15 protein-coding genes are annotated in these 26551 nt (G+C 40.1%); 1 reads left to right on the forward strand and 14 read right to left on the reverse strand.

What is annotated here, in order from left to right; translation table 11 throughout:
- Window positions 1-15: 15 nt before the first annotated feature.
- From sov to ABD000_RS03260, 14 genes are all read right to left on the reverse strand, one after another.
- Window positions 16-7266 carry a T9SS outer membrane translocon Sov/SprA gene (sov, locus tag ABD000_RS03195; protein ID WP_343763739.1) on the reverse strand — a complete coding sequence of 2417 codons (7251 nt, stop codon included), beginning with the start codon at window positions 7264-7266 and terminating at the stop codon, window positions 16-18.
- Between the two features lie 49 nt (window positions 7267-7315).
- Window positions 7316-7897, reverse strand: a complete 582-nt coding sequence (gene ruvA, locus ABD000_RS03200) for a Holliday junction branch migration protein RuvA (RefSeq protein ID WP_343763742.1) — start codon at window positions 7895-7897, stop codon at window positions 7316-7318.
- A gap of 57 nt (window positions 7898-7954) precedes the next feature.
- On the reverse strand, window positions 7955-10258 hold the full coding sequence (locus ABD000_RS03205; RefSeq protein WP_343763746.1) for an NADP-dependent malic enzyme: 2304 nt from the start codon (window positions 10256-10258) through the stop codon (window positions 7955-7957).
- Between the two features lie 142 nt (window positions 10259-10400).
- Window positions 10401-11324, reverse strand: a complete 924-nt coding sequence (queG, locus tag ABD000_RS03210) for a tRNA epoxyqueuosine(34) reductase QueG (RefSeq protein WP_343763749.1) — start codon at window positions 11322-11324, stop codon at window positions 10401-10403.
- Entirely contained in the window at window positions 11321-12655 is a 1335-nt protein-coding gene (locus ABD000_RS03215; RefSeq protein ID WP_343763752.1) for a cytochrome P450, read from the reverse strand. Before ABD000_RS03215 ends, queG begins: the two co-directional genes overlap by 4 nt.
- Window positions 12655-13677 (reverse strand): Holliday junction branch migration DNA helicase RuvB, encoded by a 1023-nt coding sequence (gene ruvB, locus ABD000_RS03220; RefSeq protein ID WP_343763755.1) that lies wholly within the window; start codon window positions 13675-13677, stop codon window positions 12655-12657. The genes ABD000_RS03215 and ruvB overlap by 1 nt, the downstream gene beginning before the upstream one ends.
- A 321-nt stretch (window positions 13678-13998) precedes the next feature.
- A complete protein-coding gene (locus ABD000_RS03225) occupies window positions 13999-15822 on the reverse strand; it encodes a cytochrome c oxidase subunit I (protein WP_343763759.1) in 1824 nt (607 codons plus the stop codon).
- A 35-nt stretch (window positions 15823-15857) separates the two neighbouring features.
- Complete coding sequence (locus ABD000_RS03230; RefSeq protein WP_343763760.1) at window positions 15858-16925, reverse strand: cytochrome c oxidase subunit II; 1068 nt, start codon at window positions 16923-16925, stop codon at window positions 15858-15860.
- Between the two features lie 31 nt (window positions 16926-16956).
- Entirely contained in the window at window positions 16957-18309 is a 1353-nt protein-coding gene (locus ABD000_RS03235) for a quinol:cytochrome C oxidoreductase (protein ID WP_343763763.1), read from the reverse strand.
- A gap of 5 nt (window positions 18310-18314) precedes the next feature.
- The gene (locus ABD000_RS03240) at window positions 18315-19022 is read right to left on the reverse strand and encodes a c-type cytochrome (protein ID WP_343763765.1); all 708 of its coding nucleotides are present in this window, start codon (window positions 19020-19022) and stop codon (window positions 18315-18317) included.
- Window positions 19023-19026: 4 nt separating this feature from the next.
- Window positions 19027-19563, reverse strand: a complete 537-nt coding sequence (locus ABD000_RS03245; protein WP_343763767.1) for a DUF3341 domain-containing protein — start codon at window positions 19561-19563, stop codon at window positions 19027-19029.
- Window positions 19564-19573: 10 nt separating this feature from the next.
- Window positions 19574-21406: an NrfD/PsrC family molybdoenzyme membrane anchor subunit gene (gene nrfD / locus ABD000_RS03250; RefSeq protein ID WP_343763769.1), complete on the reverse strand. Its 1833-nt coding sequence runs from the start codon at window positions 21404-21406 to the stop codon at window positions 19574-19576.
- Window positions 21407-21439: 33 nt separating this feature from the next.
- Entirely contained in the window at window positions 21440-24544 is a 3105-nt protein-coding gene (locus tag ABD000_RS03255) for a TAT-variant-translocated molybdopterin oxidoreductase (protein ID WP_343763773.1), read from the reverse strand.
- Window positions 24545-24570: 26 nt separating this feature from the next.
- Window positions 24571-25905, reverse strand: a complete 1335-nt coding sequence (locus ABD000_RS03260) for a c-type cytochrome (protein ID WP_343763775.1) — start codon at window positions 25903-25905, stop codon at window positions 24571-24573.
- A 272-nt stretch (window positions 25906-26177) separates the two neighbouring features.
- On the opposite strand from ABD000_RS03260, the gene ABD000_RS03265 reads away from it, so the two are divergent.
- Complete coding sequence (locus ABD000_RS03265) at window positions 26178-26513, forward strand: SPOR domain-containing protein (protein WP_343763778.1); 336 nt, start codon at window positions 26178-26180, stop codon at window positions 26511-26513.
- The last annotated feature ends 38 nt before the right edge of the window (window positions 26514-26551 follow it).

Consider the following 26551-nt stretch of genomic DNA (forward strand, 5'->3'; position numbering starts at 1 on the left):
TGCAATGCTGCTCTCTTAATTTCCAAAATTATATATCAACGTGAATCCTCCTCTAATCGTGGTTTGAGGAAAAGCGGTAGAAATAGCGTAGCTTGAGAAGGTATGGTCATAGTAAAATAATGCCTCCAGATTGGTCGTAAGTGCGTACTGCGCTCCAAGATTAATGGACCATAAATCCTGACCTGCCGTGGTCTGACTGTCTTCTAAATCCAAATAACGCACTATAGTCTCATTTTGGCGCAGGGAAACATCTGCTGTCATCCTTAGATCACTGCTTAAAATTCTTTTCTTACCGCCAAAACGAGTATTGATTTTTAAATCTTTAATTCGATATCCCAATCCTAAAATGTATTCATTTCCTTGAATCTCGGTTAATAGATTATTGTCAAAACTCAGTGAAAGAGCTCTATCCTTACGCATCTCTGCTAAAATATTAACAGAATTTTTCATTTCCATATCTATTCTAAGGAGAGGTGAGAATTGTTCTGTTAAATTAATGGCGGAATATAACACCCTGTTTTTGAAATTCCCGTTTTGATCCTTATTGCTCTCTGCAAATGGAGCTCTGCGATTAAAATCGAGGTTGGTCTGAAACTGATTTATAGAATACGTAGACCTGTATCCATGCTGAAGACTAAAACGCTTAAATCTCTTTTTAAACCATTTTTTACGCATAAAGCCCGTATACTTTATGTCCCAATTAGGTAGTGGTACATCCCTGGTAGCTCCTAAACTAACATTAGATGCATCACTCCCTGAATATGCCGCCACAAACGCAGGCAGAAGCACGCGCTGGCTGGTTTGACCAAACCCTAGAGGAAAACCATCATCATCCAAATTATCGGGGTTACCAGTATCAATTCCTGCCTCCTGAGCTAATCTAAACGCAATCTCCCTTCGGTTTTCCCTAAAGTCTTCAAATGGAGCAGAATTTTCGGCATTACTTTGTGAAAAAGCTGTCCTGATTAAATTTGAAGAAATACTAAAGGTACCAAAAGTATTGGGCGTGAGTGATTGATACTCCCCAGAGTCTAACACCTTATAATTCTCGGTATAGGACTCATTATACAATCGATTTCCATTCACATCGATCTTTAAACCCGGGAGAAGATCAACTGTAGCCTGCAGGTTTAAGTTACGGTTTTCTACCTCTGTATACTGTTCATTAAATTGATCGTACAAGGTCAGCCATCCTCTGCGAGCAGCCTCATTTCTAATATCTGCCTGGCTTCCAAACGTAAATCCTAAGGATGGTTTTAGGGTTCCTACAAATCCTATATCCTGTAAATATCCCGGGACAAAGGTTCCCTGAGATTCTTCATAACTCACCTGAAGTTTTTTCACCGCTGTCAAGATCGAAATAAAGGTATTTCTTGCTTTGTCACCACCGCTTAATCCTACCCTGGCTGTAGGTTTATTGTCCTGGGCGGTTTTATCGTCTGCTCCCGTTAAGGTGCCAGGTTTATTCCCATCTCCATCGCGGACACCTTGCTTTTTAACGTTTCTATTAGATGACCTTCTATTTGCCCGCTTTTTCTCTAATCCCGCGTATTTGTATAAACGATTAAAGTCTAACGACGCATTAATCTGATGTTGATTTGAGTTTTGAATCGTATTCCCAAGATCAGGTATACCTTCCAGATCATCCAATATTTCTGAACCCCGTTGCCATTGAAAAGAACCTGTATACGAATAGGTCGCCTTTAAAAAACTTAATGCCGGAATCTTAGACAGTGGCAATTCGTAATTTGCCTGTAAGTTTTGGTAGTGTTGATTGGGTTCTCCCACATCAAAGAAGCCATCCCAAATGCCTATTTCTGGTCTTGGCTCATTTTCTTCGTTGATGAAATTTCGAACAATTCTGTTATTTGAAGCAGTAAAGTTAACATTCAACGATTGGAAAACTTTATAATCAATTGCATACTGCCAATCAAACAGATAATTGCGTTGTTGAAGTAACGGTAATGTAACTCCGCCAGTAATTGATCTAAACTGTCGTTCATTATAATCTCTTAAAATATTAGAACTGGCAGAAATACTGGTTGGCAACAAATTAACATTAAAGTCCCTTATGATATCCAGGTATTTGCTTGGACTTATAGAATCAGCTACTTTTTGTAACGGTTCAATGGTAATCGGCTTAAAGTTATGACCATACGTCGCTCCCACATTAACATTTTGATCCAGCGCTTCTTCTATCTCAAAATCCCTGTGATCCTGTTGACTATAACTTGCGGAAAATACAAAGTTCTCAATATCATAAATTCTGGCTTTATCTTCTGGATTAACGCGATCTTTACGAAGACCAATTAAACTCACATTTTGCCGCCTGGTGTAATTTTCAGCTTGTTCTAAAATCTCATCTTTTGTTTGGATATTACTTCCGTCAGGAGGATTTACCGGTGCAACATCTGGTGCCGCATCAATTCTATTTTCCAGCTCAAGATCTAAAAAAATAGGATCAAACTTAGGTGTAATCAATTCTTCTCCTCTATTATAACTCAAAGGAATGTTAATACCCCACTTTTTTGGTAATAGTTGCCCTGCATTTACACTGGTTACCACGTCGTATTGTTGTACATCCTCCAGGCTGCGTTGATTAGGACCTTGTTCTAATGAACCAAAGCCTATCGTACTCATTCTTCCCGTTGCAGAAATTGTGGCGAAGTCTGCCAGATTTGTATCCATGCTTACCACACTTGCCCATCCACCTTCATTCTCAAGTCCTACTAAGCGTAATTCATTGAACCATACATTTCCTGAAATATCGTTCTCCCCGGGATCATTAGCATTCTTGACACCCAGCATAATAACCCTAATGTTTCCAAAACTTGGATTCCCTTTGATCCCTACGCGTAATTCACCTGGGATGTCATTCGTAACTACTTCAGCGTTTCTATTGTAGAACACTAAATCTGTAGGTATGGTTCCATCTGCTATTGCGATGGATTTAATTTGCTGTAATAATTCCAGCGGTACACTCATCTCATTTGCCTCTGGCCACATTTCTCTGGCACTGGGATTTGTAGAAGTTTGTGGACTTACCTCCAGGGGCAGTTCAATTTGGTAAAAGTTCTCGGTAAAATCAATCCCCATACGAATGAAAGCTACCATTTCATTATCCTCCAATGCATCTGCTGTTTGATCCAAGCCTTCAAACGATTCTGCATGCAAAAACATTTCAAGACGTTCGTATTGTCGCATATCTACCTGAAAATTCTTGATCACGGCCCGTGAATCATCGGGTTGTAAGTCTTTGATATTAATCGCGAGAGATTGTTCGTCCTCCCTTATTCTAGTGTTATTGTTAATCACTTCTTCCCGAACAATCCCCGGTGGAGTGCGATAACCGGGAGTAACTTCTTCACTCACTGCTTCTACCTCAAATGTGGTTTGAGTAACAACATCAGGATCTGAGCCATCAGGTACGATAGCTTCAGTATATCGTCTGTAATCTCCACGTACTAGATCTAAAGTTCCAAATCGCAAGACTAAATCCTGTTGAAAACCGGTAAGAAACATTCGAATAAATCGAATGGAACGCAAATCACTAATACCTCCAATAGAATTACGAAGCGGGGAACGCAATGGAACCCTGTATTGTATCCATCGCACCGGTAATTCTTGCCCGTTAGCTAATACTATACCATCACCCGGTGCTGTTTTGTCAATGACTGCTGAAACGAAGCCGGTATTATCTTCAGGTGTTATCCCTGGATAGATCGGTACTTCGTATTCAAAATAGCTGTTAATCGTATTCATGGTATTATCACGATTGACATCTTCTACTGTGGGTACTGTAGTACTGCCACGATTGGTTTGAGTTACCTCTGTGGGTGAATTTCCCTGGGTATTATTATAGCGTTTGTAGCGATCTACGATTCCACCACTTTCAGCTAAATAAAAAGCATAGTTATCATTGGCAGGATCTTCGGGATTACCGTTAGGACCAAAACGATCTAACTCTGTTGCATCATCAATTCCATCAAATCCTACATCCTGATTGGTTCTCGCGGCACCTTCAGTATCAAAAGCATATACTAAGGATTGACTGGTAGGCACCTTACCAAAAATAGTTTCGATTGTATCTTCGTCTGATCCGTCGTCTGGCAAACCATTTTCAAACTGTTTACGCCCATCTGGTAGCACATCTTCACTTATGTTCCCTAAGTTAAACACGATTTTACCGTCATTCCCTGCGGCAGTATTATCGTCATAAAGAAATGGATCCATTACCCAAAACTCAATAAACTCTACATTAGACTGTTCAAAATTTGTCGTATTAATTTGCCGCGTTATTCCTCCAAAATTTTCTCTGGGATCAGTAGAGAATGTATTATTAGTGTCATAATTATATTGACCTTTTTCTTGCGGAAAATAAGCCAGATCTAACGAAAAAATCGCTTGGGTTTGACCAGCAACAATATCGGTCACAGGGAAAATTTCATCAATAAACACTCTTCGCGCATCGTATCTGGATAAATCTTCGTCACTAATACCATCCGGACGCTGATTACTGTAAAAGATAGGATCAATATTATACCACGCTAAACGCGCACGTTTGTTATTACTACTGATATCCCCAGTGATCTCACCTCCAAAATTAAGCGGTGGAGAAGATAGTTCCCAAGACAAAGGGGATAACATTGAAATGGAGGTTTGAGACGCCTCAAAATCGTCTACGTAAGATGTTGTCTCTCCTCTAAAATCATCAGCATCTGGGGATCCTGGTAAGAGGTACGCGAATTCTCCTCTAAGAGAAAAGTTTGATTCTACATCGGTATCAATATTAGGAAGTTTGTTTACCAAACGGGTTAAAAAGGGAACCTCTGTAGCGTAGTTCAAATTTACGCCAAAAATGGAGTTGTTGATCGGTTCCACCCCCACATTTGATTTTTGTGTAATAGGTCGTTCATTCAAACTTAAGAACGTTCCTCCAACAATGAAATCTTCATTGATTTGATGCTGAATATCAATCCCTGTAAAACGTTTTGTTTGCTGTCCAAAAAGTGCATTATTTTCTGTTGAAACTTGCACGGGAGTGTTTGAAGCTAGAAGAGATTGATCCAATATTTGCACTACTCCGGCTTGATAATTCACTGTGTAATCCACCCCTTCTTGTAGTACACGACCTCCTGCAGTAACGGTAACTGAGCCTGGGGGTACATTAAAAGCTCCCAATGGTATTCCATTAATTTGCGAAGATTTATAACGCCCTTTTATCTGGAACTTGTTCTTATCTGCTGCTTGATTTTCAGCATCAATTTTTGTGGTTTCGTACATCTCTCTATAGACATACTCCTGTTGAAATTCATTGTATGTGTTTGGGTCGTTATAATTCCCCGGTGAACCATTTTCTGGACCAAGCTGATTAAACAGGTATTCGCCAAAAGGCTCTACACTGGTAAAGATCATATTCCCATTTTGCGGATCTATCGTTAATCCAGGAACAAAATCAAAAAAACCATCTCCCCCATTAATGGGATCATTTGTCGCATTTAAGTTATCTAAATTAAATACGCGTAGTAAAGCCTGATCTCTTACATCGCCGGCGGTAGGATCTGGCTCTGGAATATTCTCTAGATAATTCAAGGGTTGTGGATCAGTGTATAAGACATTTAGTCTAAAACCATCTTGTTCTAATCCTGAAGCTCCAAGGTTGTAAATATTCTTCATCATTAAATCCCAGCGCGGTTCATTGACCAATACTAATGGACTTTTTAGCATTTTTACAATCAAGCTTTGATTAATCAGTTGTGGATCATCATCACCATCATTAGGTTCCAAATCTCCATTAATACCCTGAGCATCGACCCCATCATTAGCAAATTCACCAACCTGATACACTCGACCGTTTACCGTGTATTGAAATGCCACCCCTAGAATCTCGTCATTGACTAAACGTTGATTCAAACTGATATAACCTAATTGCGTATTTAAACGATATTCATTTGGTCCTAGTTGACGTGCATTTTCTAATATACCGTAATCAACACCCTCTTCTACTGCTCCTTGAGCTGCACCAAAGCCAGTATTATTCACAAACGCAATATCTCGTATGGATTGAGTTAATACAGACTGTTCTGGTCCTGTAATGCCAAATGGATTAAAATCATTATTGCTATTAGAAGGAAAGGCAGATGAGGAAGCGTTGACAAATCCTGAGGGTAAATTGGGATTATTTGTTTGAAGATTACCATTTGCATCCAGCAGTACCCCAATGTTAGAAGGATCAGCTTCTCCTAAATCCTGAATAGCTACTATATTTCTAGCATCTAACAAGGTTTGGGGGTTTGTTGTTCTATTGGTAACCCATACTTCTAGACGAGTGATCTGTACGTTACTATTAATGAAAGGATAGTTCTCCAGTGCTCTGTCATACACATCTCTAAAGTAATGGGATAAGAAAAAATGTCGATCCTCATCGTAATCTAAAATGAAGCGTTCAAAATTTTGTATCGTAGCTCCACCCTCTACATTGACTGATTGGCGCTGCGAATTTTGTTCAGCAAAAACACCTGTAATTGTAGTACGACCAAATTGGAGCTGTGTCTTTAGCCCAAAAAGTGCTTGCGCTCCCTGAATAAGACTACTGTTTAAAGGCATGTTAACATTACCTGCTTCAATTTTTTGAATAATGTCGTCTTCGGTGGGGGTATATTCTAATTTTATCTGATCTTGAAAACTAAAGGTAGCTTCAGTATCATAGTTCGCAGTTACCTGCAATCGTGTCCCTACTGTTCCCAGTAAACTTAAGCCAATACGTTGATCAAAGTCAAACGTAAAATTGCTTCGGTTACGAGGTGAGAATGAGGGATTATCCTGTCTTGTAAAAAGCACTCCCAGATCCATCGCTACCTGCCCGGTGGGAATAACTTCAATTTCTTTTCCGCCAAAAATACTTTCAAACAACCCGGATTTTACGTAAAATACAGGAAGAAGGTTTTTACGTTCTTCCTCAGCACCTTCTTTTTGACCACTTACCGCATCGAACTTTGTTTTAAAGTAATCTCGCATTTGCTCTTTAAGCAAAAGATTCTGATATTCTGTTGGGGTTAAAATTAACGGATAGGATATATTAAATTCCCCTAAAGTTTGTTGGTAAATGTAACGGTCCAAGATTGGATCGTAGGTGTATTTGTATTGAATACTGGTAGGATCTGGTAATTCAATTTTACCTAATTTAAATCTCGTTTGCGTGCTATCCTGCGGTTTAGTTACCTGCGATATTCCTGTTTGTACCCACATTAGTACTAGAAAAAGCATCGCGCATCTTTTCATCTTATATGACCTTGGAAGAGGTAAATTCAAGCGACTATAAATTTTGAAGAGCTAGCTTAATAATTTGTTCTACAGAAGCTTCAGGATTGTTCTTGAGTAATTTATCGATCACTTTATCTGCTTGTTTTCTATTAAATCCTAATACCTCTAGAGCAGATAACGCTTCATCCTTGTTTGTATTGCTTGTAGTTTGCATTACTTCTTCTAATCCTGAAACTTTTAAGATTTTGTCTTTAAGGTCAAGAATTACGCGCTGGGCTGTTTTTGCTCCTATACCCTTTACACTTTGAATGGTCGGCACATCTTCTTGAGAAATTGCTTCGGTTATTTGCCGGGGTGTTAACGAAGAAAGCATCGTTCTGGCTGTACTCGCTCCAATCCCTGAAACTGAAAGCAACAGCCTAAACACTTCCCTTTCGGCTTTTTCTACAAATCCGAAAAGTGTATGAGAATCTTCTTTTACTTGTAAGTGCGTATAAATTGCAATAAGCTCCTCGCTGGGAAGTAAGGAATAGGTGTGTAATGAAATATTCACGAAATATCCTACACCGTTGCATTCTACAACTATATCTGTAGGTGATTTCTCTACTAATTTTCCTTTTAAATGTGTGATCATGCTTCCCCTTAAATCTTAAGCGGTAAATGTACTAAAATCTATAAGATGTTAAAGTTTTTATGATACAGAAGCTTGATCTTTTACAGCTTTTGCTGCCTTTTGTTGCGCATCTACCACTGCAACTGCCGTCATATTCACCATTTCTTCTACACTCGCCCCTAATTGCAACACGTGCGCAGGTTTGTTTAATCCCATCATAATAGGTCCGATAGAGTCTGTTTTATAGAGTTCTTTAATAAGTTTATAGGTTCCATTAGCCGAGTCCAAATTTGGGAAAACCATAGTGTTAACCTTTTTCCCAGCTAATTTTGAAAATGGAAATTTATCCTGAAGCATTTCTTTATTCAACGCAAAATCGGTTTGAATACCACCGTCTACATCTAAATTAGGATAATAGCGATGTAAATAGGCGACAGCGTCATTCACTTTTTTTGACATTTCATCACCCGAAGAACCAAAGTTTGCATAGCTCACCATAGCTACAACAGGCGTAATCCCAAACATTTGCGCAGTGGTCGCGGTCATTTGTGCAATTTTCGCTAAATCTTTTGAATCGGGATTAATATTAATGGCTGTATCGCTAATAAATAAAGGACCACGATCAGTATTCATTAAATTTGTAGTAGCAACCCGAGAAACTCCGGGGGCAGTTCCAATCACCTCGAAAATGGGTTTCACCGTAAGAGGGTAAGCCCTTGAGTATCCCGAAATCATGGCATCCACATCACCAGACTGCAGCATCATCGCCGCGAAATAATTACGCTCTCGCATTAGTTTTTTTGCATCGTATTCTGTAACCCCCTTACGCTTACGATGCTCCCAATAACTTGTGGCGTATTCATGTCTGGTGGCTGTAAATTCATCATCTTTGGGGTCAATGATTTCAATATCTGCTGTAAATTCAAGCTCCTCCATCAACGCCTTGATCACGTCCTTTCTTCCTAATAATACGGGGATGGCGATTTTCTCTTCGTGTACAATTTGTGCCGCTTTTAGCACATCCAATTGATCTGCCTCTGCAAATACAACACGCTTAGGATTGAGTCGCGCACGATTTTGAAGCAAGCGTGTGATTTTGTTATCGTTCCCCAGTCGATCCAATAAATCCTGTTCGTACTTATTCCAATCTGTAATAGGTTCTTTAGCCACACCACTTTCCATCGCCGCTTTTGCTACCGCAGGTGGGACAATAGCGATTAATCTCGGATCAAAAGGCTTAGGGATAATGTAATCCCGCCCAAAGTTTAATCTTGTTTCACCATAGGCTACATTAACCTGCTCTGGTACGGCTTCTTTGGCTAAATTAGCCAGGGCATAGACTGCCGCTAATTTCATTTCTTCATTTATTTTAGTCGCTCTTACATCCAGCGCTCCGCGGAAAATAAACGGAAAACCAAGCACATTATTCACCTGATTAGGATGGTCACTTCGGCCCGTAGCCATAATAATATCCTCTCTGGCCTTAATGGCTTCATCATACGGGATTTCAGGATTTGGATTCGCCATCGCAAATACGATAGGGTTATCTGCCATAGATTTGATCATTTCTTGCGAAACGATATTCCCCACTGAAAGTCCTAAAAATACGTCTGCTCCTTTCATGGCTTCTGACATTGAACTGTAGTGTTTTTTTGATCTGAATTTATCTGCTGATGCCGGTAAGTCTACACTAGAATCATCTACTACACCTTCGCTATTAAACATCACGATATTTTCAAGCTTGGCCCCAAGGGAATGGTACAAGTTCATACACGATATAGCAGCAGATCCTGCGCCTGATACTACAAACCTCACCTGATCAATTTTTTTGCCTGCCAATTCTAACGCGTTTAGCAAGGCAGCTCCAGAAATGATGGCTGTGCCGTGCTGGTCATCATGCATGACTGGGATATCTAATTCTTCTTTGAGGCGTTGTTCAATTTCAAACGCTTCGGGTGATTTGATATCTTCAAGATTGATGCCTCCAAATGTTGGTGCAATGTTCTTTACAGTAGCAATAAACTCTTCTACGTTCTTGGTGTCCACTTCAATGTCAAACACATCAATATCTGCAAAGATTTTAAATAATAAACCTTTTCCTTCCATAACGGGTTTAGATGCTTCGGGACCTATATCACCTAATCCCAGAACAGCAGTTCCATTGGTAATTACAGCCACCAGATTTCCTTTAGTAGTGTATTTATATACATTGCTTTTATCATTGGCAATTTCCAAACAAGGTTCGGCCACACCGGGAGAGTACGCCAAGGTTAAGTCGCGCTGGGTAGCGTACTTTTTAGTAGGGACTACTTTGATCTTTCCGGGAACCGGCTTAGCGTGATAAATAAGTGCTTCTCTACGCTTACGTTCTTGGTTATTCATAGATTGGATTTATGACCATTACAAAAATAGCAGAGTAAAACGGATAAGTACCGGTAAATAGAAAAAATATACGGTTTGGTTAAGAGTCTTAATGCAATATCAATATTTCAACAAACTAAGATTAAGATAGAGAGTAGAAGAATTATTCTTCAGATAAAAAAGCGATGTTCCGTTTTAGCCCGTCAAACTTGGTGCGTTTGACAGCTGATTTTTTAAAGATCTCTTGAAACACCTCTTTTGTTAGCTCCTGCCATTCTTTTTTTGAGAAGGTAAGCAAAAGCGGGTGAGGGTCAAACAGCGGTTCCCGATGGGGTTTAGAAAATCGATTCCACGGGCATACATCTTGACACACATCACACCCAAACATCCAATCATCAAACTGCCCGGCATAGGAGCCGGGTAGTTGATCTTTTAACTCAATCGTAAAGTAAGAAATACACTTATTACCATCAACCACATAAGGCTCAGTGATGGCTTGTGTGGGACAGGCATCGATGCAAGCGGTGCAAGATCCACAGTGATCGGTAACGGGTTGATCGTATTCCAATTCTAAATCAATAATTAGCTCTGCAATAAAGAAAAAGGATCCCACTTGCTTTGAAAGTATATTAGAGTGTTTTCCCATCCATCCCAAGCCACTCTTCGCCGCCCAGGCTTTGTCCATCACCGGTGCAGAATCTACAAATACTCGCCCATCGACTTCTCCAATTTCTGCGTGTATAAAATCCATGAGGTTTCTAAGCTTGTCTTTGATGACAAAATGATAGTCTGTACCGTATGCGTATTTTGAAATTTTGTAACTGTCCTCGCGTTGTTTTTCTTCAGGATAATAGTTGAGTAGCAGCGATACTACACTTTTAGCACCATCGACCAATTTGGTTGGATCCAATCGTTTATCAAAATGATTCTCCATATAACTCATCTGGCCGTGTTTTTGAGCATTGAGCCATGCTTCAAGACGAGGGGCTTCTTCTTCTAAAAAGCCTGCTTTAGATACTCCGCATGACATAAACCCCAAGCGCTTGGCCTCGGCTTTGATTAGTTGGGTATGATGAGCGGTGTTCATGCTCTTGGCGTAAAGATCAAAAAGGCCTTGTGAGGTTTGAGCGTAATCAGAGGATTGATCGCAATCTCTTTCTTTTCAGTAGAAACGGTATAGGTTTTAAAAATTTGTTCTAGCACAAGAACCATTTCATACATGGCAAAATTATTCCCTATACACATGCGTGGTCCTGCACCAAAGGGGAAATAATGATCAGAGTAGGCCTTTTTCTTATCGGTTTCAAAACGTTCGGGTTGAAAGGCTTCAGCAGCATCCCAAAATTTAGGGTCGCGATGAATCTCGTAGAAAGAGATTAAAATCTGTGTTTTAGGTTTAAGGTGCATTCCCTCAAACTCATCTTCATCCAGGTTTACTCTGTCGGAAAAATACCCGGGTGGATACAGGCGTAAGGCTTCTTCCAAGACCTGCATGGTGTACGGCAAGTTTTTGATTTTCTCCAGCGGATCTGCCGAAGCATCCAACGCATCAATTTCGGTCAATACTTTTTCCTGCTTATCAGTATGTATGGCCAGTAACCAAAGGGCGAAGGTCAATGTATTTGCTGTAGTTTCATGCCCGGCAACAAAAAGTACCAGAATCTCATCAATCAATTGTTTATCGCTCATACAAGTGCCGTCATCGTACCGGGCTTCTAGCAGCATGTCTAGCAGATCGTGTTGCTTTTTATCGCTTTCTCTGCGCTCATTAATGATCTCTAGCAACATTTTGCGCGCGCCCTCAAGCTTGTCTTGCATTTCGCTTATGCTACCATTTAATCTAAACCACCACATTTTATAGGGCTGGCGGAGTTCTTTGACCAAATTTCTCTGTGCCTGCTCTGTGATGTGTTGGAGTTTGGGGATATAGCCTTTTTTATCCTCATAAGTAAACAGCGCCTGAGCGACTACATTAAAGGCAAGATTCCCCATGCGTGGCAAAACGTGCAGTGTGATGTTTTGAGGTAAATCTTTTAACTGTTTAGAAATAGTGTTTTCCATTCCCTCCAACAAGGTGATCAGCTCCTTTTTGTGAAACGCAGGCTGAATCATTCTGCGTTGTTTTAACCAAGTATCTCCATTGATGGTAAGTAATCCATTGCCAATGTAGCGGGCTAAATCACGGGTTTGAAGCTTGGATTTTATGTAATTGCGATGATTTTTTTGCAGCATGTGTTTTGCAAAGCCTGCATCACGGGTGAAAATTACTTCGTTCCCCGGAGCTACCTTGGCTAAAAAACTATCACCGTGCCTGGCAAAATTCTTTTGATGAAAGGGCAACGGATTTTTAAGAATCGAACCTGCGTGGTAGAGAATATTGAGGAAGGAGACTGTGGGTATTTTTTTAGTTATGCTCATCAGAATAATCCCCCTTGTACGTTTCCTTTAATTCGGCCTAAGTGTTTATACGCTTGCTCAGTGACTTCGCGACCCCTGGGAGTGCGCATAATAAACCCTTGCTGGATTAAGAAAGGTTCATATACTTCTTCAATAGTTTCGGCGCTTTCTGAAACAGCAGTAGCTATGGTGGTGATCCCAACAGGACCTCCTTTAAATTTATCGATAATGGTTTCCAGAATTTTATTATCCATCTCATCCAGACCATGCGCATCAACGTTTAATGCTTTCAATCCATATTTAGAAATGGACAAATCGATCTTTCCGTTCCCTTTGATTTGTGCAAAATCACGTATTCTTCTTAATAAAGCATTTGCGATACGAGGCGTACCTCGACTTCTACCTGCAATTTCACCCGCTGCTTCATGCGAGATGGGTACATTGAGAATATCTGAGCTTCGCTCAACGATAGAAGTCAGCAAATCTGTGGTGTAATATTGTAATCTACTGCTAATCCCAAATCTTGCCCGCATAGGAGCAGTTAGCAATCCCGATCTGGTGGTTGCCCCAACTAATGTAAATGGATTAAGGTTAATTTGAACGGTACGCGCATTGGGACCGGTCTCAATCATGATGTCAATTTTGTAATCTTCCATCGCAGAGTATAGGTACTCTTCTACTATTGGACTCAACCGATGAATTTCATCAATAAATAGCACATCGCGTTCTTCAAGATTGGTGAGTAAGCCTGCCAGATCGCCGGGTTTATCCAGTACAGGACCCGAAGTTACTTTGATCCCCACGCCTAATTCATTAGCTAAAATATGGGCCAAGGTGGTTTTCCCTAATCCGGGTGGACCGTGAAAGAGTACATGATCTAAAGCTTCAGTCCGTAGATTGGCCGCTTCAACAAATATCTTAAGATTCTCTAAAACTTGATCCTGACCGGTAAAGTCTGAAAACTCCAGCGGGCGTAACGCCTTTTCTATATCCACCTCTTCTCGTGAAAAGTGTTCTCCTGTCGCGTCTAGATGTTCGTTCATGGTTCCTTCCTGCGAAGGCAGGAAACTTTTTAATTCTTCGAAAAAGTTGATTATTTATTGCTTCGCCTGTAATTAATAACGCAAAGCAATACGATTGTGATGCTACGCAACGATCAACTCAGTTTACACAAATATAAATCAATTCGTGCCTACTTTCGCGAAAGCGGAAACAAAAAACCCTCCGTCGCTAAAGCTATGAAGGGTTGAAATTTATATTACTCAAATTCTTACTCGAAGGAGAGAGATTCTCAGTAGAGTGGATGAGATTCCCACTTTGTGCCACCGCTAAAGCTATGGTGACAAGCGGCGGTCACGGGAATTTTAGTGATTTAGTTCTTCTTCGTTGTCTTGAAGCGGTACAATTTGCGGAACAAAATCTTGTCCCGGAATCACATAATCAGTTTCATCTTCATTCAATTTACTGTAGTCATACGCCCAACGGTGTACATGTGGGATGGCACCTAGCCAGTTTCCATGCATGTGCTCAACAGGTGTAGTCCATTCCAGCGTATTTGAATTCCATGGGTTTTGGGTTGCTTTCTTTCCATAAAACATAGAGTGGAAGAAGTTGTACAAAAACACCAATTGAACTGCCGCTGTAACGATTGCAGATACAGAGATAATTACCTGTACATCTAATAAATCATCAAAATACGGAAAGTTAGAGTTGGTATAATAACGTCTTGGTAATCCTACCATCCCAATAAAGTGCATGGGGAAGAATACCCCGTAGGCTCCAACAGCGGTTACCCAGAAGTGCACGTATCCTAAGTTCTTATTCATCATACGCCCAAACATTTTTGGGAACCAATGATAGACTCCCGCGAATAATCCATATAATGCCGATATACCCATCACCAGGTGAAAGTGAGCTACTACAAAATACGTATCGTGAACATTGATATCTAGTGTGCTGTCTCCAAGGATAATTCCTGTTAAACCTCCAGTGATAAACGTAGAAACTAATCCAATAGAGAACAACATCCCGGGGTTCATTTGGAGGTTACCCTTCCAAAGCGTCGTGATATAATTAAAAGCTTTTACACCAGATGGAATTGCGATCAATAAAGTCGTAAAGGTAAACACCGATCCAAGAAACGGGTTCATCCCAGAGATAAACATATGGTGACCCCAAACAATGGTTGATAAAAATGCAATTGCTAAAATGGATGCCACCATCGCACGATATCCAAAAATGGGCTTACGTGAATTTGTTGCAATTACTTCTGAGGTAATTCCTAATGCTGGTAAAAGTACGATGTATACTTCGGGGTGACCCAAGAACCAAAATAAATGTTCGTACAATACAGGCGAACCTCCTTGGTAACTCAATACCTCACCAGAAATATAAATGTCACTTAAGAAGAATGACGTTCCAAAAGAACGATCCATTAACAATAACAGACCCGCTGATAACAATACCGGGAATGAAATAATACCAATGATTGCCGTTACAAAGAACGCCCAGATCGTTAAAGGTAGTCTTGTCATGGACATTCCTTTAGTTCTAAGGTTAATGACTGTTACTACGTAATTTAATGATCCTAATAAAGATGACGCGATAAAAATGGTCATCGATACTAACCATAAAGTCATCCCGGTACCAGATCCACTAATGGCCTGGGGTAATGCACTCAACGGTGGATAAACTGTCCATCCTGCCGATGCCGGTCCTGATTCTACAAAGAATGAACACACCATAATGACAGAAGAAAGAAAGAACAACCAGTACGACACCATGTTCAAAAATCCAGATGCCATATCACGGGCTCCAATCTGTAATGGAATCAATAAGTTACTAAAGGTACCACTCAATCCTGCCGTTAGTACAAAGAATACCATGATGGTACCGTGAATGGTAACTAAGGCCAAATACATTGATGGGTTCATAATTCCATCTGGCGCCCACTTATCTCCTAAAAACCATGAAAATACTTGAAAAGATTGTTCTGGCCATGCTAATTGAATACGCATAAGCAAAGACATCCCAATACCGATTATACCCATGATTAGACCAGTAATAAGATATTGCTTAGCAATCATCTTATGGTCCTGACTAAAAATGTATTTAGTAATGAATGTCTCTTTGTGATGATGATCGTGGTGATCGTCGTGTGCATGTACTTCTGCAACTGCTACTCCCATAACCTAATGTTTTTAATTTTCTTTTTCTTTCAATTTTATTTACTAGCAATTTCTTTTCCGAACTCTGTCTGTTTTGCCATCCAGGCGTCAAACTCTTCTTGCGGCTCTACCACAATTTTGATCTGCATGTTGTAATGTGAGATTCCGCAAATTTTGTTGCACAAAAGATAGTACTCAAACTCATATGTGTCAAGTCCTTCTTGTCCGTCAGCTATCAATTCTTTGCTTCGTTCTCTTCTAATCTTATTCAGCTTTCTCACCTTATCTACCATGAATTCGCTGTTCCTCATTTCTTCGGAAGTAATGGTAGGCGTAAATTTAAATTGGGTAATCATCCCTGGCACAACATTCATTTGCGCTCTAAAAAACGGCATGTAAGCGGAATGTAATACATCTTGTGATCTAAACTTAAACAGCACAGGACGATCTACCGGAAGGTGCAACTCTCTTGCCACCACATCATCCATCGCATACGTATCTGTTTCATCAATACCTACGGTGTTAATTCCTTCGATAAAACGAACGTTCGCTTTTCCTAAGGTATTATCTTCTCCAGAGTAACGAACGATCCATCCAAACTGATATGCATATACTTCAACTACTAGTGGGTCATCATCATCATTGATATTCATGATATCAGACCAGGTGTATAATCCATAGAAGATCAATCCTGAAAGCACAATTACCGGAGTAATCGTCCAAATAAATTCTAGCTTATCATTATCTGCTAAGAAAAGTGCACGATTCCCTTCTTTCCCCTTGTATTTATAGGCGAAGTAATGCACCAAAAACTGTGTAATGATCTGGGTAATCATAATCACCACTAAGGTGATAAAGAAAAGACTGTCATACTCAGATCCATGTTCTGAAGCCGCCTCTGGTAGATAGAAATCGCGGTAAGCAATAAAGCAATAAATCGTGATGGCGTAAATAAATATCACAAACGCCAACATTAAATATCCATTATACTTATTATCCTTATCGTTAGCGACCTGGTTATCAGAACCACTGGCAGATGTTTGAGACATCTTGAATATTTTAGATAACTGCCAAAGCGTAATCCCAAATAATGCTACAATCGCTATAATCAATAATACGGTCATAAATCAAATATCCTTTTTAACTTAATAAATTTTAATAATGGAAATGCTTACTTTCCTTTATAAATGGGTTTCGTTTAGCTAATAGTGGTGCTTTGGTTAAGGCATTAAATACCACATAGGTAAATAGCCCTCCAAAGAACAACACTGAACCAATTTCTGGAATACCAATAAACCACGACTCACCAACAGTTCCCGGCATCACCATGTTGAATATATCCATATAATGCCCTGCAAGAATAATGACTCCTGCCATCACCACGAACCAGTTTACACGCTTGTAATCACTATTCATAAGGACCAATAACGGGAATATAAAATTCATGACGACCATCCCAAAAAATGGAAGTTTATATTGTTCAATTCGCTGGATATAATAAGTTACCTCTTCAGGGATGTTAGAATACCAAATCAGCATAAATTGAGAGAACCATAAGTACGTCCAGAATATGCTAATTCCAAACATAAACTTTGCCAAATCGTGAATATGACTATCATTTACGAAGTCTAAATATCCTCTTGATTTTAAGTAAATGGTAATCAATGCAATGGTCGTAATTGCACTCACAAATAAACTTGCAAATACATACCATCCAAATAAAGTACTAAACCAGTGTGGATCAAAACTCATGATCCAATCCCATGACATGATAGATTCGGTAACAATGAATACCACTAAAAATGCCGCGGAAAGCTTAAAGTTCTTTTTATAGTAGCTGTTATTATCAGAGTCATCCTGCTTTAATGAATTCTTACGTAGTAAGCTTCTAAAGATGTTCCAGGCTGCAATGAAAATTCCGGCTCTGATCAAGAAAAAAGGAACATTTAAATATCCTTGCTTCCCTTGGAGTAATTCATCGTGTGCGACAACTTCAGCATCCATCCATACAAAAAGGTGATTAAGATGTAATCCTGAAAGTAATAACAATCCAAACATGATTAAACTCCCGGGTAATAAATAGGCCGTAATTGCTTCCATCACTCTAAACAATACAGGAGACCATCCTGCTTGCGCTGCATATTGAATAGCGTAAAATGCCAATGCGCCAAATGAGATCATGAAGAAAAAGAATGCCGCTACGTATACCGCTGCCCAAGGACGATTTGCCATTTGATGTAACAAATGCTCTGCGTGCTCTTTCTCGTGAGAAGCAGCTTCAGCCTCAGCAGAATCTACTAACGTATGATCATTGGTATCGTGAGTAGCATTATCATGCGTATCGTGTACCGCTGCTGCGCCATGCCCCTCGTCGTGATGTGACGCCATAATTTCTTCAACCTCTTCAATAGAGTGTGGTGCTGTAATAAAACCGTAAAAGATTCCTATGGCTCCTACCACCATAAAAATGAGGGCTGTAAGTTTTAGTTTATTTGATAGGGTATACATAAAGATTATTCTTCAGTTTTATTAGCTGTTTGTTCAGTTTGGTCTTGCTCCAAGGCTCCACCAGCCGGTTGTTCGTCATTTAATATATTGGTCACCGTTCCATACTGTACATCTTGTACAATTGGAGGTACGCTATCTAATTCTACACGGGGTTCCTTTCCTTCAAGGGCTCCTTTTAGCTTCATTACGTAGTGACTAATTTGCCATAGCTCTTCTTCGCTTGTTTGCGAGGCATATGATCCCATGGTATTAATGCCGTGATACATCACGTGATACACACTACCTTCTGTAATCGCTCTCCCTTGATCATCATACGCAGGTACACCTAAGATTTTCTCTTGTTGAACCAGCCATCCTTGACCATCACCTTTATCTCCATGACAAATTGCACAGTAAATGGTATACAGCTCTGCTCCTTCTGAAAGGTTTTCTTTTGTATAATCCAGCGGATTCTTTAGTTCAGCTTTTGCCGCCTGATAACCTGCTAAGGAATCACCGTACTCATAAGGTAACCATCCACGAATAACTGTTCCTTCTACAGGAAGTTTAGCTTCCTGCCCGTTTTCAAAGATGTCACCTTCACCGTAAGCTTCGTAACCTACCGGGGTGTACATATTAGGCATATATTGATAGTTTCTATCGCGCTCATCACTATTACAGCTAAGAATAAGTAATGCCATCGCAAGAACTAGTATGTTTGAGAATATCTTCATTCTATTAATGTTCTTCGTCTTTATCAACTATTTTTATTTCTACAGCTCCAGTTCTTGAAAAGAAAGACGCCATAGATTCTAAATCATTGTTTGCTACATCAACTTCCATCAAGAAGTGATCATCTGTAGTACGTACATCTGGATTTTCGGCTTTTTTAAAGGGCCATAGTTTGCTTCGCATGTAAAACGTGATCACCATTAAATGCGCAGCAAAAAATACAGTAAGCTCAAACATGATGGGTACAAAGGCCGGCATGTTTTCGATAAATGAAAAACTTGGCTTTCCCCCAATGTTTTGAGGCCAGTCTTCAATCATGATAAAATTCATCATAGCAATCGCTACTCCTAATCCTATAATTCCATATAGAAATGCAGTAATCGCTAAGCGTGTTCCTGCTAACCCCATTGCCTTATCTAACCCGTGAACCGGAAAAGGACAATATACCTCTGCGATTCTGTATCCTTCTGTACGAGTCTTTTTGACCGCGTTCATTAAGATATCATCATCGTTATATAAAGCATGTACTACTTTTGAAGACATAGCTTATGTATTAGTTATTGTTTGTATTTAATTGCTCTGCTTGTCCCGCCCAATCATCACGTTCTGCTCTACCGGGAAATGCTGATAAAATCGTATCAAGCATCGCATATTCATTGGATGACATTCTGCTTACCTGGCTGTAGGTATAGATACCCAATTGATGTAATTTTTGCTCCATCACCGGTCCAATACCATTAATCTTTTTAAGATCGTCTGCTTGCTGGGTTTGTGGATCAAAAGTTCCAATATTTCCTAACAGGTTTTCAAGCTTGCGCTTATCTTCTTCATTATCTAATAGTGCCTCTGCGTGAACGCTATCCGGCAAGTCATCACTGCGTCCATTAGACGATCCGTTTGATCCGTTAGAACCATTACTTCCGTTATTCCCCTGCACATAGTCAAAATTCAACCCATGTACTGCCGGCTCTCGTTGGATGGTATCAAAATGATCTACATCATCTCCTTTTTCAGCTCTTAAGCGCTTATAATTATCCCCGGATCCTTTAAGGATAGTTTTTACTTCTGCCTGTGCAATTACCGGGAAGGTTCGTGCGTATAGTAAAAATAATACAAAGAAGAATCCTATCGTTCCTATGAATATCCCAATATCTACAAAAGTAGGTGAGAACATCGTCCAAGAAGATGGAAGGTAATCACGGTGTAACGACGTTACGATAATCACGAATCGCTCAAACCACATCCCAATGTTTACCACGATCGAAATAAAGAACGAGAACATAATACTTCTTCTCAATTTAGGAAACCACATAAACTGTGGCGAGAATACGTTACAGGTCATCATTGCCCAATAGGCCCACCAGTATGGTCCTGTTGCTCTGTTTAAGAAAGCATACTGCTCATACTCTACACCAGAGTACCAAGCAACGAATAATTCGGTAATATAGGCTACCCCAACAATAGAACCCGTGATCATGATCACGATGTTCATTAATTCAATATGCTGAAGGGTAATATAATTTTCAAGGTTAGACACTTTTCTCATGATGATCAACAAAGTGTTCACCATGGCAAATCCTGAGAAGATCGCTCCTGCCACAAAATAAGGCGGAAAGATCGTGGTGTGCCATCCAGGAATAACAGATGTAGCAAAGTCAAAGGATACAATGGTGTGTACAGAAAGTACCAACGGAGTTGCCAATCCAGCAAGAACCAAAGATACTTCTTCAAATCGTTGCCAGTCCTTTGCTCTACCGCTCCATCCAAAAGATAAAATGCCGTAGATCTTTTTATTAAAAGGAGTAATCGCTCTATCGCGAATCATCGCGAAATCTGGGAGTAGTCCTGTCCACCAGAATACTAATGAAACCGATAAATAGGTTGAGATTGCAAATACATCCCATAATAGTGGTGAGTTAAAGTTCACCCACAATGAACCAAATGCATTAGGAATTGGCAGCACCCAATAAGCCAACCAAGGTCTACCCATGTGAATGATTGGAAATAAACCCGCCTGGATAACCGAAAAAATTGTCATCGCCTCTGCAGAACGGTTAATCGCCATTCTCCATTTTTGACGGAATAACAGCAGTACTGCCGAAATCAGCGTACCGGCGTGACCAATACCTACCCACCATACAAAGTTGGTGATATCCCAGGCCCATCCCACTGTTTTATTTAATCCCCAGACACCAATACCCGTTGAAATGGTATATATAATGCATCCAAGTCCCCATAGAAAAGCAATAAGGGCGATTGAAAATACAATCCACCATGATTTATTTGCTTTGCCTTCTACCGGGGCAGCCACATCCACAGTAATGTCGTGATACGACTTGTTACCGGTTACTAAGGGCCTTCTTATAGGTGCTTCGTAATGAGACATAAAAAGTTATTTGTACTACAAAAATTAGTTAGTTTATACTTCTGCTGTATTTCTCACTTTTACGTGATAGAATACATTAGGCTTCGTTCCCACGTGTTCTAGTAAATGATACATACGATCACTTTCTTTTTCTTTATACACCCGCGAATCTTTATCATTAATATCTCCAAAAGAGATCGCATTTGATGGACAAGCTGCAGAACAAGCCGTAGCAAATTCACCATCTTTAATGACTCTTCCATCAAGTTTAGCGTCTAGTATTTGACGTTGTGTCATTTGAATACACATAGAGCATTTTTCCATTACCCCACGTGAACGAACCGTTACATCTGGATTAATCACCATACGACCTAAGTCGTTATTCATGTGGTAATCAAACTCATCATTCTGGTTGTATAAGAACCAGTTAAAACGTCTTACTTTATACGGACAGTTATTTGCACAGTATCGTGTACCAACGCAACGGTTGTACGTCATATGGTTTTGACCTTGACGACCGTGAGCTGATGCGGCTACCGGGCAAACTGTTTCACACGGTGCGTGGTTACAGTGCTGACACATCACCGGCTGGAAGGCTACTTGAGGATTATCATCTGGACGCTCTAACTCTCCAAATCCTGAAAGGTTGTCACTCAAACCATCAAATCCATGCTTCTTGTTATTGTCGAGATCGAATGACTCCTCAGCAGAGTAGTATCGATCGATACGCAACCAGTGCATATCTCTTGACTTTCTTATTTCGCGCTTACCAACAACAGGTACGTTATTTTCAGCATGACAAGCGATCACACATGCACCACAACCGGTACAAGCATTTAAGTCGATCCCCATGTTGAAATGGTGACCAATAGAACGATCAAAAGAATCCCAAAGGTCAACTTCTGGAGAAGTAACCGCTGTTTCTATGTGGTTTAAAGAAACTTCAGGAACTTTATTCCATTCTTCTTTAGGTTGTTCTTTATACTGTTTAAGTGTGGTTTCTTTAATAATATCACCACGACCCATCAAAGTATTTTGCAACTGTACGCAAGCAAACTCATGGGTTCCCTCTTCCTTTTGAAGGGTTACCGTTTGCACACGATCAAAATCTTTATATAAAGGATAAGCGTTTACCCCTGTTTGCATCTCTAACTGGATACCTTCTTTACGACCGTATCCTAAGGCTAACCCTATTGTACCTCTTGCCTGACCGGGCTGAACCATTACAGGCACATTAGATACTGTAACACTTCCAGCTTTAATCGTTACATAACCTCCATTTACCGCTCCATCTGCTACATACTCATTAAGCAGATCCATCTTTTCGGCATCTGCTCTAGACATGGTCACGTAGTTATCCCATGATGCTCTGGTAATAGGATCTGGCATTTCTTGCAACCATGGGTTGTTGGCTTGTTGACCATTTCCTAACGCTGCATTGGAATATAGCGTAAGTTCAAATCCATTTGATTTTGATGCTGAAGAAAGCTTTCTCGCAGCACTACCCATACTTAAAGAAGATGTTGAAGCTACAGTTGAAGTTTCTTCAGAAGCATCTGATGTCGACGTTTCTGCTACCTCGCCTTTGTATTCAAACACCCCATCCTGAAGCGCCTTATTGAACGAAGTCGTTCCTAATTTACCCTTCCAGTTTTCTTTGATGTAGTTATAATAGGTTTGATCCTTATCAGACCATTTTAATAAACAATCCTGAAACTGCTTAGTATCAAATAAAGGCTTGATCGTAGGCTGCATCAAACTATAGTTATTTGCAGTCATTTGAACATCACCCCAGCTTTCTAAATAGTGAGGCGTAGCCGCAACATACTTACATTGTAAAGCCGTTTCATCTGCGCTCATTGTAAAATCCACAGCGAATCCTACTTTTTTAAGCCCTTCAGCAAACATCTTAGTGTTTGGAAATGCATACACAGGATTCACTCCTGCCATCATCAATCCACCAACTTTACCGGCATTCATATCATTCACCAACTTGGCTACCGCCTTGGCATTACCTTGACGCGTAGTACGTGGGTTTTGCGTATCCATTGCCTTGCTGGCTAAGAATTCATTGATCGCAAGCACTAAAGATTGTGCGTCCTGATCATCAATCCCTGAAACCACAACTGCTTCGCTGCCGGCTTTTTTTAGTTCACTTGCAGCTTGCTTTACCGCCTCGTCTAATTTCTGCGGAAGCTTTGCATAACTACCACCAACTACATAGCCATAAAGAGAAGCTAAAGCTACTTTTTGCTCTGTTGGCGTAAGTGGCACACGCTTATCTGCATTCGCACCAGATAAGGTCATGTTAGACTCAAACTGAATATGACGCGACATTTTACCTTTCTTAGGCACACGCCCTGCAGAATATCCTTGCGCAAATCCACCACCTTGCCAATCTCCTAAAAAGTCGGCTCCTACAGATACAATGACCTCTGCCTTCTCAAAGTCATAACTTGCTAATGCGCGCTTGCCGTATTTTGACTGAAAAGCATTGAGTGCAGCATCTTCAGCTATGGCATCATATACTACATGGCGAGAGTTTGAATAGTTCTCTTTAAACTCTTTAATCAATTTGGTCGTAGATGGACTTGACATGGAGTTCGTCAAGATCACGAGTTCTTTTCCGCCTAACTGATCTAATTCTTTTTTTACTTCTTCATCAAACTTGGTCCAGGCCACCTCTTCACCAGAGATCATTGGGCGCTGAATTCTATTTTTGTCATACAATCCTAATACAGATGCAAAAACACGTGCGTTTGGCATTGCTGTTTGAGAAGCCAGATCATTCTTTTGAATTTGAATAGGCCTTCCTTCGCGCGACTTCACCAATACACTAGCGAAATCATATCCATCTGTCATGGTGGTCGCATACATGTTTGAGATACCGGGAACGATACGCTCTGGCTGCACTACATAAGGGATGGACTTAATCACAGGACCCTCACAGGCTGCGAGTGATGCTGCAGCGGTACTAAATCCTACGTATTTTAAGAAATCACGTCTAGAGGTATTAGAATTCTCTAGGGTTTCTTTATCGCCTAAAAACTCATCAGTAGGGATGGGTGTAGTAAATTCATTTTGAGCCAGACCTTCAGCGATTTTGCTGTCGGGGTTAAGCTCTTCTACACTTTTCCAATATTTCTTCGTTGATGACATATAGTAAAAAGAATTACTTCAAATTATTAATAGTGACACTTACCACATTCAAGTCCGCCCATTTCAGCAGCTGTGAGTTTATCTACACCATATTTTTTAGATAGCTCAGCATGAATTTTTTCATAATACTCATTGCCTTCTACCTTGATATTTGTTTCTCTATGACAGTTAATACACCACCCCATCGTCAATGGAGAATACTGATACATGATCTCCATCTCCTCTACTTCACCGTGACACTTTTGACAATCGATTTGACCTACCATCACGTGCTGGGCGTGATTGAAATACGCAAAGTCTGGAAGGTTATGTATTCTCACCCATTTAACGGGCTTAGTTTCTCCTGTATATTTTTGCGTAGATGGATCCCATCCTGTCGCTGCGTATAACTTTTGGATTTCGTTATCGTAAAACTCTTTAGAATATTCATCGGTCACAGGACCATTGTATTCTGCAATCTGCTTGTGACAGTTCATACAAACATTTAGCGATGGAATACCAGAGTGCTTAGAAACCCGCGCAGAACTATGGCAGTACTTACACTCGATTTTGTTTATTCCGGCATGTATTTTATGTGAATAATGAATAGGCTGAATTGGAGCATATCCCTGATCAACACCTACCTGCATTAAGTAACCATACGCGAAGTATGCACTTGCTAATAACAGCACTACGGTTGATGCAAACACTAAAAATTGATTTTCAACAAATGCCTTCCAAATAGGCTTCCCGGTAGATTCAGTTTGTACTGGCGCTAACTCTACTCCGCTAGCCTCTGCAAAACGTTGTAAAGTTTTGTTGACTAAAACCAAAATCACGATAAGCATAAGCAGTACAAAGGCTAAAATTCCCAGCACCAAGTTTGTGGAAACTCCACCGACTGGCACTACTTCTTTGTCAGTTATAACCTTCTCCTCCGGCGGAGCTTGTGGAATCATCACATAGGCCAAAATATCGTCAATGTCCTCATTGCTTAATTGCGGGAATGCATTCATATTGGACTGGCCATACTCTTCATATAGCGCAACCGCTTGAGCATCACCAGAAGCAATCATCTCTGCACTGTTCACAATCCACTTGTACAACCATTCTTTACTTCTTCGCTCAGTTACACCGTATAATGCTGGCCCTGTGGCACGTTGATATCTTTTGTGACAAGCCGCACATAAAGATTTGAAGAGTTTTTCGCCATTTTCAGCATTACCATCTTCTTGCGCTGCTTCTACCGCAGCTTCTTCTACTGCCGGAGTTTCACCCGCTTCAATTTCTTGAGCAAAAGTATTGGGAGAAAGTACGATTAAAGCAACTAAAAAAAGAGAGGAAATTGTGGTGACAAACCAATGGTTTTTCTGTCTGTTCATATGAATATGATATTTGCTACTCAATTTTGGTATGATTTTTATGCTAATCATCAAAAAAAAGGCGTTTTTAAAACAACTTTATTTTGGCTCACAAAGGTAATACTTAAAGAGCATTTAAGGAATCTTAACAATCCTGAAATGCTAATTTATAATTATTCTAAATAAGTATTAAAGTGTATCCCAATAGATTGTTTTACTTTTGCTTACACAAGCCACATATCATGACTAAAAAAACATTTGCGATAGCAACTATAATTCTTAACATTTGTTTGATGCAATCCTACGCTCAGCAGGGGACGGTAACGATTGAACAAGACCCTCAAATCATGAATCTTATCAATAAAAGGACAGAGCTCAATAAAGCTAATAAACTAGGTACGACCTATAGAGTTCAACTTTATTCTGGTACAAATGGAGGTGCAAGCGGGGTGATAAAAAATTATACCTCGTTGTTTTCAGAATGGCCGGGAACCGTAAAATATGACACCCCAAATTATAAAGTCTGGGTAGGAAAATTTTCTGATCGATTAGCAGCAGAACGCGCACTTATGGCAATTAGAAAAGAATTTCCTAATGCCTTTTTAGTCAAAGAAAACCGAAGTCGTTGATCTAAAAATTAATTCACAAAAAAAGGGTCGCAATTGCG

Source organism: Gangjinia marincola (genome assembly GCF_039523415.1).
Classification (GTDB): Bacteria; Bacteroidota; Bacteroidia; order Flavobacteriales; family Flavobacteriaceae; genus Gangjinia; species Gangjinia marincola.